The sequence below is a fragment of the uncultured Algibacter sp. genome, from assembly GCF_947487605.1.
Lineage (GTDB): Bacteria > Bacteroidota > Bacteroidia > Flavobacteriales > Flavobacteriaceae > Algibacter_D.
In genome coordinates this window covers 106687-126509 of the sequence record NZ_CANKXK010000005.1, presented here as the reverse complement: position 1 = coordinate 126509, position 19823 = coordinate 106687, and the positions used below count along the sequence as shown (strand labels likewise).

At 32.9% G+C, this 19823-nt stretch carries 12 protein-coding genes; 7 read left to right on the top strand and 5 right to left on the bottom strand.

Features of this window, described 5'->3' with window-relative positions:
• Positions 1 to 31: 31 nt before the first annotated feature.
• Positions 32 to 2164, bottom strand: a complete 2133-nt coding sequence (gene recG / locus Q0739_RS07405; protein ID WP_298238078.1) for an ATP-dependent DNA helicase RecG — start codon at positions 2162 to 2164, stop codon at positions 32 to 34.
• 135 nt (positions 2165 to 2299) lie between these two features.
• On the opposite strand from recG, the gene Q0739_RS07400 reads away from it, so the two are divergent.
• The 6 genes from Q0739_RS07400 (at position 2300) to Q0739_RS07375 (ending at position 9879) form a co-directional block, all read left to right on the top strand.
• Positions 2300 to 4366, top strand: coding sequence for a histidine kinase (locus Q0739_RS07400; RefSeq protein WP_298238077.1), 2067 nt, complete (start codon positions 2300 to 2302; stop codon positions 4364 to 4366).
• Between the two features lie 121 nt (positions 4367 to 4487).
• Positions 4488 to 5027, top strand: a complete 540-nt coding sequence (locus Q0739_RS07395; RefSeq protein ID WP_298238215.1) for a response regulator transcription factor — start codon at positions 4488 to 4490, stop codon at positions 5025 to 5027.
• Positions 5028 to 5365: 338 nt separating this feature from the next.
• Complete coding sequence (locus Q0739_RS07390) at positions 5366 to 7225, top strand: T9SS type A sorting domain-containing protein (protein WP_298238076.1); 1860 nt, start codon at positions 5366 to 5368, stop codon at positions 7223 to 7225.
• A gap of 365 nt (positions 7226 to 7590) precedes the next feature.
• Positions 7591 to 8571: an alpha/beta hydrolase gene (locus Q0739_RS07385; protein WP_298238075.1), complete on the top strand. Its 981-nt coding sequence runs from the start codon at positions 7591 to 7593 to the stop codon at positions 8569 to 8571.
• Between the two features lie 9 nt (positions 8572 to 8580).
• Complete coding sequence (locus Q0739_RS07380) at positions 8581 to 9699, top strand: hypothetical protein (protein WP_298238074.1); 1119 nt, start codon at positions 8581 to 8583, stop codon at positions 9697 to 9699.
• Positions 9700 to 9708: 9 nt separating this feature from the next.
• Positions 9709 to 9879 carry a hypothetical protein gene (locus Q0739_RS07375; RefSeq protein WP_298238073.1) on the top strand — a complete coding sequence of 57 codons (171 nt, stop codon included), beginning with the start codon at positions 9709 to 9711 and terminating at the stop codon, positions 9877 to 9879.
• 171 nt (positions 9880 to 10050) lie between these two features.
• On the opposite strand, the gene Q0739_RS07370 is transcribed toward Q0739_RS07375, so the two are convergent.
• Both Q0739_RS07370 and Q0739_RS07365 read right to left on the bottom strand, forming a co-directional pair.
• Positions 10051 to 10344, bottom strand: a complete 294-nt coding sequence (locus Q0739_RS07370; protein ID WP_298238072.1) for a type II toxin-antitoxin system RelE/ParE family toxin — start codon at positions 10342 to 10344, stop codon at positions 10051 to 10053.
• Entirely contained in the window at positions 10331 to 10588 is a 258-nt protein-coding gene (locus tag Q0739_RS07365; RefSeq protein WP_298238071.1) for a type II toxin-antitoxin system ParD family antitoxin, read from the bottom strand. Before Q0739_RS07365 ends, Q0739_RS07370 begins: the two co-directional genes overlap by 14 nt.
• A gap of 52 nt (positions 10589 to 10640) precedes the next feature.
• Here Q0739_RS07365 and Q0739_RS07360 point away from each other — a divergent pair, with 52 nt between their 5' ends.
• Positions 10641 to 12677, top strand: a complete 2037-nt coding sequence (locus Q0739_RS07360) for a M1 family metallopeptidase (protein ID WP_298238070.1) — start codon at positions 10641 to 10643, stop codon at positions 12675 to 12677.
• 1 nt (position 12678) lies between these two features.
• Here the strand turns inward: Q0739_RS07360 and Q0739_RS07355 are convergent, their stop codons facing one another.
• Together Q0739_RS07355 and Q0739_RS07350 are read right to left on the bottom strand one after the other, a co-directional pair.
• A complete protein-coding gene (locus Q0739_RS07355) occupies positions 12679 to 13683 on the bottom strand; it encodes a PorP/SprF family type IX secretion system membrane protein (RefSeq protein WP_298238069.1) in 1005 nt (334 codons plus the stop codon).
• Between the two features lie 4 nt (positions 13684 to 13687).
• Positions 13688 to 19720, bottom strand: a complete 6033-nt coding sequence (locus Q0739_RS07350) for a PKD domain-containing protein (protein ID WP_298238068.1) — start codon at positions 19718 to 19720, stop codon at positions 13688 to 13690.
• Positions 19721 to 19823: the final 103 nt, after the last annotated feature.

The window sequence follows — 19823 nt, the reverse complement described above, 5'->3', positions numbered from 1 at the left end:
AAGCTCAATCATTAATTTGGTTGGGCTTTTTTTAGCTTATATAATTCCAAATATTTTGGTACTTTCCCATGGATTTGTAGGTATGTAGAATAGGTTTGTTTTCTTCTTTTGCTAATGTAGGGTCGTTATTCAATACTTTCTTAGCATAAAAACGCGCGTTTTGCAGTATGTCTTTATCTTTTATTATATCAGCAATTCTTAGGTTTAAAACACCACTTTGTTGTGTTCCCATAATATCTCCAGGACCACGTAGCTTTAAATCTACTTCGGCTATTTCAAAACCGTCGTTAGTGCGAACCATAGTTTCTAATCGGGTTTTACTATCGTTAGTTAATTTATGACTAGTCATTAAGATGCAATAACTCTGTTCGGCTCCACGACCCACGCGTCCTCGTAGTTGGTGTAGTTGCGATAAACCAAAACGTTCTGCGCTTTCAATAATCATCACTGAAGCATTAGGGACATTCACACCAACTTCTATAACCGTTGTGGCGACCATTATTTGCGTTTCACCTTTAATAAAACGCTGCATTTCAAAATCTTTGTCTGCTGGTTTCATTTTACCATGTACGATAGAAATTTGATAATCAGGTAAAGGAAAATCTCTGGAAATACTCTCATAACCATCCATTAGGTCCTTATAATCTAATGCTTCGCTTTCTTGTATTAATGGATATACTATATATACTTGGCGTCCTTTTGTAATTTCATCTCTAATAAATTTGAAAACGTTTAGTCTATTTTTATCGTAGCGGTGTACTGTTTTAATTTGTTTTCTCCCAGGCGGCAACTCATCAATTATAGAAATATCTAAATCGCCATAAACAGACATAGCTAGTGTGCGTGGAATAGGAGTGGCAGACATGACTAAAACGTGTGGAGGTATTAAAGAAGCCCCTCCAACCTCCTCAGAAGGGCTGCCTTTTTTCCAAAGCTTGCTTCTTTGTGCAACTCCAAATCGATGTTGCTCGTCAATAACAGCAAGTCCTAAGTTTTTAAATTTCACTTTATCTTCAAGTAAGGCATGTGTCCCAATAAGAATTTTCAATTCACCATTTTCGAGTGTTTCATGAATCTCTTTTCTTTTGGATGTTTTAGTGGAACCAGTTAATAGTTTTATTGAGATATTAGCTTGTTCACACCACTCTAACAAGCCATTATAGTGCTGGGTTGCTAAAATTTCAGTTGGAGCCATTAGGCAAGCTTGAAAGTCATTATCAATAGCAATTAAAATTGACATGAAAGCCACTATAGTTTTGCCTGAACCTACATCACCCTGCAAAAGGCGATTCATTTGGGCGTTACTACCTAAATCGGCTCTAATTTCTTTCAAAACACGTTTTTGCGCATTTGTTAATTCAAATGGTAAATGTTCATTGAAAAAAGTATTGAAATAAGCTCCAACATGTTTAAAAGGAAATCCTTTAATTTTTGTTTTATTAATAAGGTTTTTAAGAATTAATTGCAGTTGGATATAAAAAAACTCTTCAAATTTTAAGCGATATTGAGCTTTTGCAAGTAATTCTTGGCTTTTAGGAAAATGAATATTAAAGATGGCTTCACTTTTACTTATTAATTTTAACTCGTTGAGAATATCATTTGATAATGTTTCAACAAACCGTCCTTTGGTTTCAAGAAACAATTGCTGCATTATTTTATTAATAACTCTATTGGTAATGCCCTTGTTACTTAGTTTTTCGGTTGAAGGGTAAATGGGTTGCATCGCAGATCGAACACTTTTTTTATGTTCAGAAAGCAATTCCATTTCGGGATGTGGCATATTAAATTTACCATTAAACCAATTCGTTTTTCCGAAAACAACGTAAGGCGTATTTACTTTTGTCCCTTCGCGTATCCATTTCTGACCTCGAAACCAAACCAATTCCATAATGCCTGTTTCATCTTGAAATGAGGCAACTAATCGTTTGCCACGTTTTTGAGAGACCTCCTTTAAACTAATTATTTTTCCAATTATTTGAACCTCAGCACTGCTGCGCTGTAATTGGTTTATTTTGTAATATTTGGTGCGGTCTAAATAGCGATTTGGAAAAAGATTAAGCAAATCCTGATAGGTGTGAATACCCAACTCCTTACGTAGTAAGTCGGCACGATTAGGGCCAACACCCTTTAGATAATCAATTGGAGTTTGCAGGTTGGTATTCATGGAAGCGAATTTAAAAGATTTATATGTAATCCTTAGTTCGTCCTTTAAAAAATCAAAAATTAAATTGTACTTAAAATGTTAAAATTTTATATATTTCCTACTTAAATCAAACACAACTAACCAACCCTCTCCAATTTGAAAGGCAAGCTTATTAGCATAATGCTAAATCCTTTTGTTATTGCTTTATGCATTACATTGGATATCGTGTTTTGTTTGCCTAATACCTTTAATAAATATGAAGTTAAAAAGGTAAGTACAGAGCGTGTTAATATTGGCAATATTGTATACTACCATGATTTGGATGATGATGGCTACTCCGAAAAAATTGAAACACAATTAAATAAATTCGGAAATGCAAGTTATGTGATTTTTAATTCCAATGGAGATCAGATAGACCAATTTAATTACGACACAAAGTTTCCAAATAAATACCAAAGAATATGGTTTCAGGACATCGACCAAAATGGATATTCCGAAATTTATACACTTACAGTGTCTCAAGATTCTATTTTTCTTGGAATATTTGAACCTCTTAAAAACCATGGGATTAATAGACAACGACTTTATGTAGATACCATTCAAATTCCGGAAAAAGATGACTATGGTTTTGGCTCAATCAGGACAAATTCTTTTTATGAGATTCATTCCGATTGGAAAGAAATAATTTTTAGTATCTCAGCAGGATTTGCAGCTAATCCAAGAAGTATATATATGTATGATTTTGAAAATGACAAGATTTATAAATCACCTCACTTAACTAATCCAGCGTCATTTTCTCATGTTTTAGATATAGATGGTGATAGTAAAAATGAAATATTGATCAATACTAGTGCTGCAGCAAATACTATTGATAGCATATATTCAAAACGATCGGACTATAGTACCTGGTTAAAGGTATTAGACGATGACATGAGTTTTATGTTCAATCCTATTGAGTTTAAGGCATTAGGGGCAGTATCTGTAATGCCTGGAATAAACAATAAAAATTTGATTGCTTTTTTTAAGTCAAGGCAGAGTAATGTAGAACCATCGAAATTGATGGTTTTAAATAATCAAGGTGTCATCCTAAAAGAAAAGGAATTACCTGAAGGCTTTTATAATATGTTCTGCAAAACCCTAGATAATAAGATTTTGCTGCCGGAATACAATACAGGGACAGTAATGCTATTCGATTTTAATTTAAATGAAACCCAAAGATTTCAGATTAATAAAAGCGGTTTCGGTTTGTATTATTGCGACTTAAACAATGATGGCAACAAAGAATGGTTTTTGCAACATTCTGATTATAAAAACGCCACAATTTACAGTCCAGATTTTAAACATGCTACAGATTTTAAAATCGCAGATGAGGGTGAAGAATTTTTAAGTAGAGGATATATTAAAAAAGGGAGTCAAGGTTCATTCTATATTCAACAGGAAAATCAGAATCTAATTTTCTCTTATCAGAATAATCCATGGTATCCCTTGCGTTATGTAATGTATTTTGGCATCTATTTATTGGTTTTGGGGTTAATATGGCTGGTGCTAAAGGGCCAGAAGTTAAGGCTGGAAAAAAAGCGGGCCATAGAAAAGGAAATTGCCGAATTACAAATAAAGACCATAAAAAATCAGGTAGATCCCCATTTTGTATTTAATGCCATTAATACCATTAGCGAGATGACTTTGGCAGATAATAAAATTGAGGCAGATACCTTTATTTGTCGATTTTCCGATTTTATGCGGCAAACGCTTCAGAGTTCCGATAAAATAACCACTATATTAAAAGATGAACTAAACTATACCGAAAACTTTATTAAGCTCCAACAAATTAGATTTAACAATAGTTTTAAGTATGAATTGAAAGTGGATGACAATGTCGATTTAAACTTTAAAGTCCCTAAACATGTGTTGTTTACCTATGTGGAGAACGCTATTAAACATGGGCTGGCATTAAACCCAAATAACGGTCTGCTTAAAATTGAAATTAAAAAAGAAGAACAAGGCCTAGTACTTCTTGTTGAAGATAATGGAGCGGGTTTGCGGCCTGCAAAGAAAAAAAAGGTAAATTCCACAGGTAATGGTTTATTGATTATGGAACGCATTTTTGAATTGTATGGTACACTATACAATAGAAAAATAATCCATAAGCTGCAAGATTTAAACGACGTGTCTAAAGGGGTGTCTGGATTGAGAGTTGAAGTTTTAATCACAAAATCTGGGTAAAATACTTGCTTTTGGGTAATTAAATACTCAATATTGAGTATAAGAAGCGAATAGATTTTTAAAGTTATTAGAATACTATAAAACAATACACATTTTGAAAGATAAGGAGATTAAAATAATAATGATAGATAATGAATCTCGGTCCCTTAACCGGATGAAACTATTATTGGCTAATTTCCCCGAAATACATATTGTAAAACAAACAACCAATGCCAAAAAAGGTTTGGAATACATTTTAAAACACCAACCTGACATTGCTTTCTTAGATATTGAAATGCCCGATATTTCTGGTTTGGAAATGGCAGATGAACTTAAAAAGCAAGGTAGCCCAACAAAAATTATCTTTTTTACGGCTTACGACCATTATGCCATTCCTGCTATTAAAAAAAATGTGTTTGATTATTTACTAAAACCTGTTAGTATAGACGAGTTAAAAGAAACCATACAGCGTTTTAAAGTAACAGATCATTTTAATTTGAGCAAAAGAGAATTAGATATTATTCGTGGCATTGCAGAAGGTTTGAACAGTAAAGCCATTGCCGAAAAACTATTTATAAGTAGGCATACAGTAGACACTTATAGGCGTTCTATTCTTGAAAAAACAAATTGTAAAAATTCTGCGGAGTTGATTCGTTTTGCTGCTAAGGCTAATATTGTCTAGACCGTCATTGCGAGGCGTTGCATTGAGCCTGTTGAAATAGCAAAGAGACGTAGCAACCTGCCTATTTATAATCGCCAATTTTCTTAAATAATTGAATTTTCTTGAAATATCCTTTCGAAACCCACAAAACCCCTGTATTTCATCTCAATAATTAGCAGCTTATCCAAATGGTTAAAAAGGGTGGTGAGAATACTCAAAATTGAGTGTTCAAAGTTAACATCTTGAAAGTATTTTTAAGAAAACTAAGCATCTATTCAATAATATTATAAATTTTTGAAGAAAGTTATCAAACTGTAGGGTGTGTACGAATTATTAATTTTTTTACTAGTCAACTCATAATGAAAGAATATACTTCATGGCTTTTTTTTGGTTTTGCTTTAATTCTTACAAATTCATTTTCTCAAGTGTTAGACAGATCTGCAAATTGGCCCAATCCAAATTGGACTATTTCGGGAAATTTTAATCCAAACAATTTATTGAACAGTCCTGATATTGATATGTCTTTTACATTCGAATATTCTACGACATGGGATATAATTTATGCTGAATCCCCACCTATTGATTTAAGAAATGCATATAATTCAAATGAGAGAATGATAATAATTTCGGGTGATATTACCTCAAGGGTTATATGGTTGAGTATTGAATATTGGGATGCAGATAATTTATCTTGGAATTCATTAGAGTTTTTAGATTTTATGTTTGTCAACTTTGACGATTATTTGAATTGTGAGAATTTAGGAAAGTTTTCTTTAAAGTTGAATATTAATAATTTTAGTGAAAATCAATTATTGAATTTTAAGTATCGATATTCGTTCAATAATTATGCAAATACAATATCAAAAGGATTTTGTTTAAAAAATTCCAAGATAACTTCTCAATCAGTTTCAGATATTCCTAGCTGTAGTTTAATGATTGAGAACCCTATCGATAACGAAGAAGATGTTAGTATTACTCCTCACATCAAATGGAATGTTTCTAACAATGAATCCTCAGGATTTCTGATTTCAATTGGTTTAACACCAGATGGAGAAGAATTAGTAAGCAATTTGGATATTGGAAATTCTACCTCTTATTCTCCAACTCTTGATTATAATACTAAATACTATGTTAAAGTTGTTTCCTATAATGTAGCTGGTTTATCCACTACCTGTACTGATTTCATTAGTTTTACTACTCAATCAGATTCTTTAATAGTTTTTGAAGGAGTAACAGGACTTATTTCTTTCAATAGCTGCAATAATACGAATGAATACGTTGTTAATGTTAATAATGTAGGTGTTTTAGATGGCGCCAGCATTTTTTTTGAAGAATTAGTTATCAATAAATTAGAAAGGCGTGGTTTAGAGGGGTTAGAAATTACTTTAGTTGCTCCCGATGGCACCTCCGTTCTATTAGCTTCAAAGATTAATTCTATTAATTCTAGATTTTATTTGTCTACTCATTTTACAGAAGATGCGTCTGCCCACTTATATGAGCCTTCTGCGGTTGCACCTTATTCTGGTAATTATCTCCCTGAAGGAAACTTGAGAGATTTTTATGGTGTTAATGCTAATGGAGATTGGAAATTAAAAATATGTGATGATGGTAGCTATTTTTATGATTTCAACAAATTATTTTCGTGGAAATTGATATTTAATAATTCTTTTTGTCATCCACCACTAATTCATAATATAAATAATATTACCTCCTCATCAGCTGACTTCAACTGGAGCACTGTAAGTGATGTCGACAATGGGTATGAATGGAAGATAATGTATGCTAATTCGCATCCTGATTCAAATTTCACTCCTATTGATTCAGGTTCAACCTTATCAAATATTAATTATGGTTCAACAACCTCATTACATGACGATAAATTTGACTATAAATTATGGATTAGAGGACTTTGTGGTGGAAATGAGGGTAAATGGAGTATACCATACGCCTTTAACACAAATTCACTATCAAAGGATAATTTTATAAAAATGGATTATGTTAACATATTTCCAAATCCAATTAAAGATATTTTGTCTATGTCAGTTGATATTAATGCATTCTACTCAATTTTTGATTTACAGGGTAAAAAAGTTAAAAAAGGAGAATTAGTTAACGGCATTAATGAAATTGATATTTCAAATTTTTTGGGAGGTGTATATTTTGTTAAAATAGCAGATGAAGCAGGTAGAGTATGTATTAAAAAACTAATGAAGATATAATATATGAGTGGCATATTATTAGTGAAGTGGCCCAGGCTGTCTTGGTAGCAGAAAATCTCCAATACCTCAATATCGCAATTGTGAATATGCAAGTTGTAAAAAATGTAGAGAAGGAGAAGAGTTTATAGTTTAAGCAAATGCCCTAATTGCAATAGTAAATATGTCAGTATGTTGGAAAATTAAATAAAAACCTAAAGATTATGAGTCATAAAGGAACATGTCATAATTGTGACAATAGAACAAGAGTTGGTACTTGTACAAATTGTGGATTGTGTTATTGTAAAAATTGTGCAAAAAGAACGGGTTTGTTTGGAGGCACATTAAGATGTCCTGCTTGCAGAGAAAAATTACGCTAACTTTTACAGATGAATAACACTATTTCTTATTTGGAGATATTAGGTGTAAAATCAATTAATAAAGTTTTAATCTTTTTACCTGGATTAGGCGCATACAAAGAGAACTACATTGATTTCTCCAAATCATTTTCTAATAACTACAAGTCAATCTATATTTTGGATTTACCTGAGCAAGGGTCAAAGGGAGAGTGGACTATTGGAAATATGGTTGATAATTTAAAGGAATTTATTAATAGAATTGATCAAAGCTATATTTCTGAAATTCATCTAGCAGGACATAGTGCTGGTGCTTTGGCTATTGTTTCATTTTTATGTAACATGAACACAAAAGTTGAAGAAAAGTTGATGCAATCAAGGTTGAAGAGTATTGATATATCATCAGATATAATGGCTATGGGTTTTGGTCAGATACCAAAAGAAGCTAAAAAAGTAACAAAGCTGTTTCTGTATTCGCCTTGCGATTCGTTTGCCAATGTATTTCCAAAATTTTTTATCAAACGATTTATCAAACTAAGTGAAAGTAAAGCAATGAGGATTATGAATATTTTGATAAATAAACCATCTTACCTTTTAAAGCTGTTAACTTTCAAAAGAAAATTCAATTTTCAAATCAACCTACATAACAAACCACAATACTTCGGGTTGGTTTTAAATAACCATAAGACATTCTTTAAATACATCTATAATTACAGGTGTATTTTTGAGATAAAAGAAATTTTGAATCTAAAATTAGAAAAGCAGATTAGTGACATCTTGAATGCAAAAAGAATTGTGTTGCAATTTGGAAGATTAGATTGGCTTTTAATCTCGAAAAATAGGTGCAAAAAACAAATGTTGAGCAACTTTAAGATATGCGAGAATATTGTAATTATTGAACATAAAAAGTTGGGGCACTTTTTGCATAAACCATTTAGCTTAGACTTAAACTTGAACAACCAAATGCTGATTAATAAAAACGTTATAAAAATGTCCTTAAGTCATATCGTTTAATATTGTAATATGGAAACAGTTGAATGTAAATATTGCCTTAGCGACATCCCTAAAAAAGCTGCAAAATGCAGATATTGTTTAGAATGGCAAGATAAAGTAAGAAAAAAGAATATAAAGGATAATACCAAAAGAAGTGTGCGTTTGGTAGATAATTTAAGGTTAAAAAAACCCTTTCAGTTGATACTTGTTGAAAAATTACCTTTGCCATATTATATAAGTGTATTTGTTATATGTATCACTTTTTTTGCCATCATTCAGTTTTCTTGGTACAGATTAAATGAGGACAAAATTTATCTGCTATCGTTCTTGGCATTTACCATTCAAATGATAATTTCATGGTCTTGTTTAATATGGATTTACAATGTCATTAATGACAAACTTGATTATTTTATAAAAGTATCTTCTTTAAATAAAAGGAAAGCCGAAGATAAATTTTATAGTTATAATGCAAAAATGTTCAATAACAAGCGCGTTTTAGTTGCTGGTTTTTTGGCAGGAATTATCGCTTCGGCGGGAGATTATATTGTAGGAACACCATTTGAAACACAAGAAGCGAAGTTTCTCTTTGCCGGTTTTGAATTCCTTTATATGTTATTTGCAGGTGCAGCTATATATAGCATGATGTATTTTGCTATGTTTTTGAATCAACTCACAACCAATCCAAAAAAGAATTTAATGAATATTGACCAAAAAAGATCTATCCATAAAATAGGGAGTATTCATCTTAAAACTTCCGTTTTAGCAATCATTCCATTTTTCTTAGGCGTTGTTGCTAAACTAATAGGAGATTGGTCATGGGAGTTGCCAATTGTTTTGTGGTATGCATCGTTTGCAATAGCAATAATCATATATATTTATTGGCCTCTTTTAAATGTTCATGGTTTTATGAGTTATGATATTGAAAACCAACTTGCAATTGTGCAAAATAAAATTAGAAATAAATTAAATGATATAGAGATAGACCCAAGCTCAAGTAATTTCACAAAACTGAATGAGTTGAGGGCATTAGAAAATTCAATAGCAGGTCAGAATACATGGCCATTCGATACAAAAAGTTTGTCGGCTATATTTGCGGCTATAATCGCACCCATATTGCTAATGATTGTTGATAAGTTTTGGTCAATATAAATTAAAATTATGCCAAATAACATAGATAAATTGGTGATTGCTAAAATAACTCAAAAAGCAAGAGCAGGTTATACTAAGATTAAAGTACTAGCGACTGTTTTGGCAGAATGTTCCAAAGAAGGTTTGACAGCGATAAAAGAAATGCAAATGGCTTGGGAAATAAAAATAATTGTTACCTAGATAAAACATACGAACGCGCTATTAATCAATTTTTAGGGAGAATTGAGAGAAGTCATTTAATTAATTTTAAATGGCTTCTTTTTTTTGGTCACCTTGAACGTATGTGAGAGGTCACATAAGAAAGCTTTTGATAATGAGATGTCTCACATGTGTTCGATATGCATAGCATACTTATAAATGCTGAATAAAATCCATATGCTTGCCCAATACTCTCACTATTAAAATATGATTAGTGTCAATAAACTGGTAAAAAATAACATGAGATTGGTAATTGTAAAATTTTAAACCATGAGCAAAAAGAGAGGCATCTCGTTCTAATTCTGGTCTTGTTGCTAATTCATTAAAAAAAGATTCGAGGTCTTTAAGGTAAGTTCGAGATTGTTTAAGTCCAAAATTTCTAATACTATAGGTATAAATGCCTATTAGGTCGGCTTCTGCTTTTCCAGAAAGTTTATAATTCGCCATTGGCTTTCATTGTGGCTTCAACATCAGTTATAATATCTGTAACAGTTTTATTACTAATACCACTATTTAAACCGTCTTCAATGGCTTTTTTTAGTTCAAGAATTCTAGCGTTTTCGGCTTGGTCTTTTCTAACTAAGGCTCTAATATATTCACTATCATTGGTGAAATCACCTTTAATTATTTGAAACTTAATCCATTTGTCTTGCTCTTCTGTAAAGGTGATTGATTTTCTAACGGCTCCCATAATCTTATGTTTTGGTGCAAAATAGTGAATTTATGCACCAAAAGCAAATGAAATGAGTTTGACATTTTGCCCTAAAGTTTGTTATATTAGTTATATGATTAGAATATGCCTCATTTTCTTTTTTTTAATACATTTTCTTGGAGTTTCACAGCAGGCAGAATATGTAAATTTTAAGACTGCTAAAGTTGATATATTAAGTATTGATACTGCTAGTAAAGACATTGAGGGACATGTAATTTATGAATTTGAAATTCTAAAAGACATAGATTCCATTTTTTTAGATGCCAATAATTTTCAAAGCATAAAATATATTTTAGATGGTGGGTATTCCGATAGTTTATACAATGGAAAACAATTGATTGTAAAACATCCGTTTAAATCCAACACTATCCACAAACTCGATGTAGTTTATAAAACAACTCCAACCAAAGCCATGTATTTTATTGACTGGGACAACGATTTTGTCACTTCGAGTGATTCTGATAGTGATCAGAATTGTATCGAGAAGCTACAAATATGGACACAAGGTCAAGGGAAATACACCAGTAATTGGTTGCCAAGTATAGATGATATGAATGACAAAATTGAATTTGATTTAAGTATCACTTTCGATAAAAACTATGAAGTCGTCGCAAACGGCAACTTAACAAATAAACAAATAAACGACTCAACAGTTACCTGGCATTACGATATGCAAAAGCCCATGTCCAGCTATTTGGTAGCATTGGCTATTGGTAAATACGACAAGAAAGTAACATATTCAAAGAGAGGTGTTCCTTTAGAGATGTATTATTACCCTGAAGACTCTTTAAAATTTGAGCCAACCTACCGCTATACCAAACAAGTATTTGATTTTCTCGAGGAAGAGATAGGTGTACCTTATCCATGGCAGAATTATAAAATGGTTCCAGTTAAAGACTTTTTATATGCTGGAATGGAAAACACGAGTCTTAATATTTACTCTGATGCGTTTGTGGTAGATTCTATTGCGTTTGTTGATAAGAATTTTGTCAATATTAATGCACACGAATTGGCACACCAATGGTTTGGAGATTTGGTTACCGAAACTTCTGGAACGCATCATTGGTTACAAGAAGGTTTTGCCACATATTATGCGCTATTAGCTGAACGAGACATTTTTGGTGAAGATTATTATTACTGGCGATTATATGAATATACTCAAGAATTATTAGAGCAAGACAGAGTAGGGCAAAGTACGTCGTTGTTGGATCCAAAGTCTAGTAGCACAACATTTTATAAAAAAGGGGCTTGGTTTTTACATTTACTTCGAGAAAAAGTAGGGGATGAGGCTTTTAAAACAGCAGTTAAAAATTATTTATTGAAACACCAATTTAAAAATGTAGAAACGAATGATTTTATAAGTGAAGTAGAAAAAACTAGTGATAAGGATTTGAGTGCGTTTGTTGAAAGATGGCTTATTAAAAAAGAGTTTATGTATGATGAAACTATTGAAAGTCTTAAGAAATCGACCTTTATTCAAGAATACTTGATGGTAGATTGTGAAGTAAAAACTTCCAAATGTGAAACGTATTTAGCGTCTTGGATTTCAGATGAAGCAAAATCAAAAGTGGTACTTCAAAATAGTGAACTCATAACGAGCAAGTCATTCAAAAATCCTTTAAAAGTTAGGCAAGCTATAGCACAAAGCTTGACTGAGATTCCGTCAGAATTAAAAGAAGATTATGAATCGCTTTTAAGTGACAAGTCATATATAACCATTGAAATAGCTTTATTTAATTTATGGCGAAACTTTCCAGGCGAGAGAAGACGTTATCTGGATAAAACCAAAAACATACAAGGTTTTAATGATAAAAATGTTAGAACACTATGGTTAACACTCGCTTTAATTACTGAGGATTATGAACCTGAAATGAAGAAAGTTTATTTTGATGAATTAACCAATTATACAAGTTCTAAATATGGTTTTGAAGTGCGTCAGAATGCCATTCAGTATCTTAATCAAATAAAAGCTTGTAATGATGATTGTAAAACGAATTTAAAGCAAGCTACCACACATCATAATTGGCGATTTTCTAAGTTTGCTAAAGCATTACTTGAATCTCAATAAATTATTTTCTACGTTCATTATTGGTTGGACTTCTACAAATTAAGCAATCTGCTAAATATGTTATTGAAAGTTCATAAACCCCATCTGTTCGTCCAATTTTCGAGGTGTTAAAATCATATGAAAATCCAAATCGAAGTCGTTCTAATTCAATTCCAACCAGCGCATTTATAGAGGTTAACAAGTGGCTATTGTTACTATTTTTAGCAGGATTAGTAACCGCCATTAGTCCAAGATATAATTTATTCAATTTAGCAGTTGCCCCTAAATCAAATCGATTATATTCGCCTTGTTGCATGTAGTTTGCCGAAAGTATAAAATCATTATGATCGTAATATGGAAATTTATAATTTGCATGTAGCGTGTATAGAATATCTAAGGGTACGTTATTATTATCTACGAAAGAAATATTTGGTCTATTTAAATGTTTAATTGCGGCACCTAACCATAAATCGGTATCGTTGGATCTATTTTGTTTATCAAAAACAAAGCCTATTGTAAAATCTATAAACCCGATATTATCATTAGCATTGGAAGCGAAAGGATCAACAGAAGTTGCATTTACTGTACCTGTATTAATGTTTATTTGATCGGATAAGATTAAGTTTCTAAAATTAAAAGATTTTATACCATAACCTACTTCAATTGCTGATCTGAAATACCAATCATTATTTAATCCAACGATATAAGCAAAGTTTCCATTAAATTGAAAATGATTATAACTGGTACTGTTCTCTCGTTGATTTAAAAAACTAAAACCAAGTCCAATACCATCATTAGAATTTTCCAACCAAGTATTTATAAAAGCATAGTTTGTATCTACTTGTAAGTCTAAATGTGGCCATTGTGTTCTGTGCATTATACCAAAGTAAGTAGCTTGCTCGAAACCAGAAAATGCTGGATTCATTGTTTCGGGTACCATAAAATACTGGCTAAAAATAGGGTCTTGTGCATTTGCTTTAAAACAAAAACAACCTACAATTAGAATAATATATAATCTTACTTTCATTTCTTTATTTAATTAGAACAACAACGCCTTTACTTGTAATAGTTTTACCATAAAAAGTATCACCCGAAAATGTATAGTAATAATTGCCATTTTCAGCGTTTGAATCTTTTATTTTTCCATCCCAGCCTCTTAAACTATCACCTTCCTCTGAATAAATCATACTTCCCCAAGTATCATAAACACTCAGTTTCATGTTTGATAATGCTATTTGCGAGGGTAAAAAGAAGTTGTTAAACGCATCATTATTTGGGGTAAATGCATTTGGAACAATTAGACTATAGCCCTGTTCAATAGTTAAAGTTATTGTTTTGATATAAACACAGTCGAAAGGGTAAACTACTGTTTGTGTTACTGTATATGTGCCAACAGTTTTATAAATGTGTACAGGATTTTCTTCACTTGAAAAACTACCATCTCCAAAATCCCATGATATTCCAACATAATCACCAGTTGATGTATTGGTAAATTCAATAGGGTCTTCAATGGAATAAAAACCAAAGTTATTAAAGCCTTCAGAATTGAATGCAAAATTTGGGTCTCCCAATTCTGGAATATCAACATTATATGAGAATGTAGTTGAACATCCACCACTGTCAACAACATCAATAACAACTATTCCGTTTTGAGTAGTTTGCATAATTTCATTATTAGTTCCACTAACAGTACCACTGGACCATGAAATTTGATAAGGAGGGATGCCACCTTCAGGTCTTGCAATAAAGAATTGCTCTACCATTTTAGTTACACAATCAAAATTTGTTTCTACTTCAACAGCAACTTCTAAAGGTTCGAACCTGTTAATAACAAAAGTGTCAGATATAGAACAGTTGTTTGCATCTGTAACCGTTAAAGTATAATCTCCTGGAGGAATACTGCTTAAATCTTCTGTGGTAGCGCCATTTGACCAATTATAACTAAGCGGTAATGTTCCGCCTGTTACAATAGCATTAATAGCTCCTGTATTAGCATCATCACAATCTAAAGCATCCGTTTTTGTTCCAGAGATATCTAAAGCTGCAGGTTCAATTACAGTGAATGTTTCAGTTATAATACATGGTTTTCCATCTGTAATGGTAACCGTGTATATTCCTGGTCCAATATTGTTACGTTCTACTCCAGCTGAAGGATCGTCATCCCAAACTAAATTAACTGGGGTTGTTCCTCCTTCAAGGTTTAAAACAATTCGCCCGTCATTCGCACCAAAACATGAAACATTGGTTAATTGTGGTGTAATTCTAAATATTGATGCTTCATCAATAATAATAGTTGCTTGTTTGATACAATTAGTATTATCGGTAATAGTAATAACATAAGTTCCAGCAGATAAGTTGGTTTGTGATAATCCGGAACCCAAATTACTCCAAGCAATGGTGTAAGGTGCATTTCCACCTGTAATACTATTAATAACAATGGAAGCATCATTATTTCCATAACATTCTATGTCGGTTACACTATAGTCTATAATTATTTCATCTGTCTGATTTATAATGACTTCAAGCGTATCTGTACAATTTGATTTGTCCGTAACAGTCAAGTTATAAGTTCCAGCAATTAAACCAACTAAATTTTGATTCGTACTATTAAACCCATTAGGGCCTGTCCAACTATAAGTATAGTCGAAAACTCCCGAAGCGACTTCAATTGTCCTGCCTCCTGTAATATTTATATTAATTTCTCCAGTGGCTTCACCAAAACAAATAACATCCACTTTGGAGTCTAAAAATGCCTGTAATTCGGGCGGTTCAATTACTGTAAAACTTTGAATAATTGGATTACAGTTATTGGCATCGGTAAGGGTAATTTCATAGATGCCTGGGCCTAAATTTGTTAAATCTTCATCCGAACTAAACAACACTCCGTTTCTTGTCCAGCTATAGGTATAAGGACTGGTGCCTCCAGAAACATCAACACTAATAATCCCATCGTCTTGCTGAAAACACGAAATAGTTTCGGGATTAAAATTATTATTGTTGAATATGAGTTCATCTGGCTCCGTAATGGTGAACGTTTCAGAAAAGGGGCATCCTCCATCATCCAAAATAGACACGCTATAATTGCCAGGAGTCAAATTTGAAATGTCTTCATTCGCACTCGTATACCCGTTAGGGCCTGTCCAATTGATTTGATATGGGTTTCCAGTTGAAAATGGTACACCACCTGAAATAGTTATCTCTAAAGCACCTCCATTATCTAAATAACAATTACTATTGGTCTGAACTGTGGTAATGCTAATAGACGGATTTACGGTAACCACAACTTCAAAATCCAATCCAACGCAAGTGCCCAAAGTTGGCGTAACTGTATAAGTTACAGTAGAAGGGTTTGTGGTTGTGTTGGTTAAGGTTTGATTTATTGATGATTGCGGAGTCGCTTCTAATGTTGCTCCAGTAATGGTGCCAGCAGGATTTATTACTGGGTTAGTCCAAGTATAAGTAGTACCAGGAGGCGCAATATCACCTCCAGTATTATCTGGAAGAATCATGAATGCATTTCCGCTACAAATGATATCTGTTGTATCACTAATATTTGGTGTTTCATTTACAGTTTGCTCAGAAACCATTGATGTTATTTCAGTACAACCTCCAGATGAAAACGTAATCACAGCATAGTAGTACACACTTCCAATACTGTTAGATGGAGGTGCATAAGTTGATTCTGTTTCTCCTGTTATCTCAGTTCCAGTTGAACTATCGTTTACTGAATTAGAATACCATTGAATTGTTGGCGTGCCTACACCGTTAGCAAATGCCACAGATAATGTATTGAATGATTCACCAAAACAAATAGTTTCAGAAATTGGCTGACTTGTAATTGTTGGTGCTTGATTGATAATAACTTCAGAAGTATCACTAATAACACTACATCCAGGATCTGGTTGCATGATTTCAACATAATAAAAAAGTGTACCAACTGTATCAGTTGGTGGCGTAAATATATTATTTATAGCTCCAACAATTGTTGAACCTCCTGTGGTATTGTTAACCGTATTACTAAACCATTGATACGTATAATTAGTCCCTAATCCACCTGTAACTTGAACTTCTAAATTTTGAGGTGTAGTCCCTTGACATAATTCTTGGCTTATAATAGGTTGAGATGTGATTGTTGGATCATTAACTACAATGATTTCAGCAACTTCACTTGTAACTGGAGAACAACCGCTTCCGTCTGCAGTAATAGTTACATAATAATAAAAAGCCCCAGCAGAATTAAAAACTGGAGAAGTATAGTTTATGCCTGTTTCTCCTGGAATTATAGTGCCACCAGAATTGGAATTAGAACTATTAGAATACCACTGATAGGTAAATGTTCCAGTTCCTCCAGAGTGGGTTACTGCTAAATCTGTTGCAAAACCTCCGCCTACACATATGCTTTGGGAAGGGACAGGATTAGTGTCTATTTGAATACCTTCAACAACCTCAATTCTAGCTAAATTAGAAGTAATTTCATTACAACCAGCTCCAGGTGTAAATGATGCAACTACATAATAATACATAATACCAACAGGATTATTAGGAGGTGTATATGTAGCTGTGGTTTCCCCTGTAATAGGTGTCCCAGAAGAAGTATTATTTACCGTGTTAGCATACCATTGATAACTTGGTGTTCCAGGACCATTAACCGAAACGGATAATTGATTAATAGATCCATTTAAACATATAGTTTCAGATTGTGGTTGACTAGTGAATTCAGGAGCGGGATCAACTGTTATAACCAAGTTTACAGGTATACCATCACAATTATTATAAGATGGTATAATGGTATAAGTCACATTTTCTGAAGTAGTGTTAGTATTGAAAATCGTTTGAACAGGTATAGTATTAGAATTGCCATTAGGAATAAATCCAGTAACCCCTGAAGGAGCTGAAGCTGCCCAAGTAAAAGTAGTACCGCCAATATCTGATGTAAGGTTGACTTCTGTAGTTTCTGTTCCAGAGCAAATAGTTTGTGCTAGATCTGTGTTTGTTATAGTTGGAATTTCGTTAATAACAAATTCTTGCATATCTGTGGTCGTACCACAACTGGACGTTACACTTAAACTTATTTGATAATTACCTGGCATATTATAAACTATATTACCAGGATTTAATGTTGTAGCCGAAGCGGGTGTGCCTCCTGGAAAGCTCCAGTTGTAAGTAATAGCTTCAGAAGTTGGAGCACAAGTGTCAATAGTAGCACTTGGGTTTATTGATGCTGTACCACAAAAATCTAAAATAGTATCAACTATAACAGTAGGAGGGCTTTTTACTTCTATAATTTCAGAAATTGAGTTTGTGCCGCATGAGTTAGTTGTGGTTAATGTAAGCGAATATATTCCAGCAGTTATAAAATCTATTGATGGAGCAGAAGAGGTTTCATCTGTACCATTTGTAAAATTCCAATTACCTGGAAAAGTTCCACAGAAATCTGGTGTATAGGTTACTTCCCAAAGGTATGTTTCCCCTCCACAGCTTTCACTAAGATCTGTTGTATTTGTAGTTTGAACACTTAATGTGGAACATCCATTATTGGTGTCAACAGTAAAACTTGAAACAAGCTCTGGTTCAATACAAATATCGTTGGTAATAGTTTCGGTGATACCACAGAAATTTTGTGCGTATAGAGATACCGTATAGTTTCCTGCAGTTGTGTATATATGTGCTGGATCTCTTAAAGTAGAAGTATTACCATCTCCAAAATCCCAAAAATAGCCTTCGTCTGTGTTACAATTTTGGTTGTAGCCTTGTTCAGAGGTATTGTCAAATTGAACAGGAATATTTAAACAACCCCTAGGTGGTGCTTCAAAAGAAACTTCAGGTTGTTTTAAAATAATTATGGGACCTGCAGTAAGATTTGAAGCGCCACATGAGGTTTCAATATCTAAGTTAACTGTATAACTACTGTTCGGGCAATTGGATTCTGTATATGTATGAGGAATTGGGAAATTTTGAGAACTACTTGGGTCTGAGGCATTGTAATAAATCGAAGCTTCCAATTCTCCTTGTGTATAGCTCTCAAAAGCACCATCGCCATAATTAACATAATAATTAGTATCTGGTGGATTACTACCCCAAGAGCCAATCGAGAATTCTATAGGAGCTACTGGGATACACAAGTTAACAGTATTACCAGGATTTACAATTGCTCCAGTTGGATTGCTTGAATTTTTAATTAAATACGTAACAGTATTATCACAATCTGTACCTATTCCAGTAATTTCCATGTTGAATGAGCCTAATTGCACGTAGGTATGTGAAGCAGGAAAAGTTACGTTCGTTTCAATTTGACTGCCATCTCCCCAATCTACATTAAAGGATGAGATGCAAGTAGAAGTAGATTCATTACCTACATTGACTGTATAAGAAGGATCTGAAGTGTTATTTCCGCAATTATCAAATGGGGTCGTAAAATTTTGCCTTGCTGTAATATCGTAGAAAGAAATATTCGGTTTTTGTTTAACCGAAACTTGTTTAGTAATAGATGCACTGCACCCATTATCATCTGTTATTGTTAGTGTTACATTGTAATTCTGTGTAGCACAACCTACGACATTAAAGACATGAGAAGGGTTTGTGTTGGATGATGTATTGCCATCTCCAAAGGTCCAGCTATATGAAAATGGACTATTACCAGTTACAGATGAAGTAAAACTCACACTAGTGCCAGAACATGCTCCATCATTATTAAACGAAAAATCAACACTTGGTTCAGAAATAACTATAGTTGCTGAACCATTTACAGTTGCAGTTTCAGAATTACTTTCTACAGATACTAAATTATACTCAAATGTTCCAATTGTACTGGTGCTTACAGGTAGTGAAACACTAGTGTTATTACTTGTTGTAGAAATAGTTTCATTCATTCCATTATTCACAGTATAAGTAAATGTATATGGTCCAGTTCCCCCAGAGCCTGTAAATGTTATTTCGGGAAGTGGTGAATCGTCTTTACAAACTTCAGTTGATCCAGAAATACTCGCAGATGGTGGTAAAAAAGTTGTTTCAGTATAATTATTGAATCTCACATTTAATAAGCCTTCATTATCTTTTAAGCTCAAACTTAAATTGGATGAAATAAAAATGAAGCATACTAAGAGTGTAAGGAATATTTTCTTCCTCATATCTAAATAATTGGTTAATAGCTGCTACTAATATAAATAA

What these genes read in the sequence shown, in the direction of transcription:
- Q0739_RS07395 (WP_298238215.1), top strand. Translation starts at nt 4,488, where the DNA reads ATGATAGATAATGAATCTCGGTCCCTTAACCGGATGAAACTATTATTG.
- Q0739_RS07365 (WP_298238071.1), bottom strand. Translation starts at nt 10,588, where the DNA reads ATGGGAGCCGTTAGAAAATCAATCACCTTTACAGAAGAGCAAGACAAA.
- recG (WP_298238078.1), bottom strand. Translation starts at nt 2,164, where the DNA reads ATGAATACCAACCTGCAAACTCCAATTGATTATCTAAAGGGTGTTGGC.
- Q0739_RS07360 (WP_298238070.1), top strand. Translation starts at nt 10,641, where the DNA reads ATGAGTTTGACATTTTGCCCTAAAGTTTGTTATATTAGTTATATGATT.
- Q0739_RS07370 (WP_298238072.1), bottom strand. Translation starts at nt 10,344, where the DNA reads ATGGCGAATTATAAACTTTCTGGAAAAGCAGAAGCCGACCTAATAGGC.
- Q0739_RS07390 (WP_298238076.1), top strand. Translation starts at nt 5,366, where the DNA reads ATGAAAGAATATACTTCATGGCTTTTTTTTGGTTTTGCTTTAATTCTT.
- Q0739_RS07355 (WP_298238069.1), bottom strand. Translation starts at nt 13,683, where the DNA reads ATGAAAGTAAGATTATATATTATTCTAATTGTAGGTTGTTTTTGTTTT.
- Q0739_RS07375 (WP_298238073.1), top strand. Translation starts at nt 9,709, where the DNA reads ATGCCAAATAACATAGATAAATTGGTGATTGCTAAAATAACTCAAAAA.
- Q0739_RS07385 (WP_298238075.1), top strand. Translation starts at nt 7,591, where the DNA reads ATGAATAACACTATTTCTTATTTGGAGATATTAGGTGTAAAATCAATT.
- Q0739_RS07380 (WP_298238074.1), top strand. Translation starts at nt 8,581, where the DNA reads ATGGAAACAGTTGAATGTAAATATTGCCTTAGCGACATCCCTAAAAAA.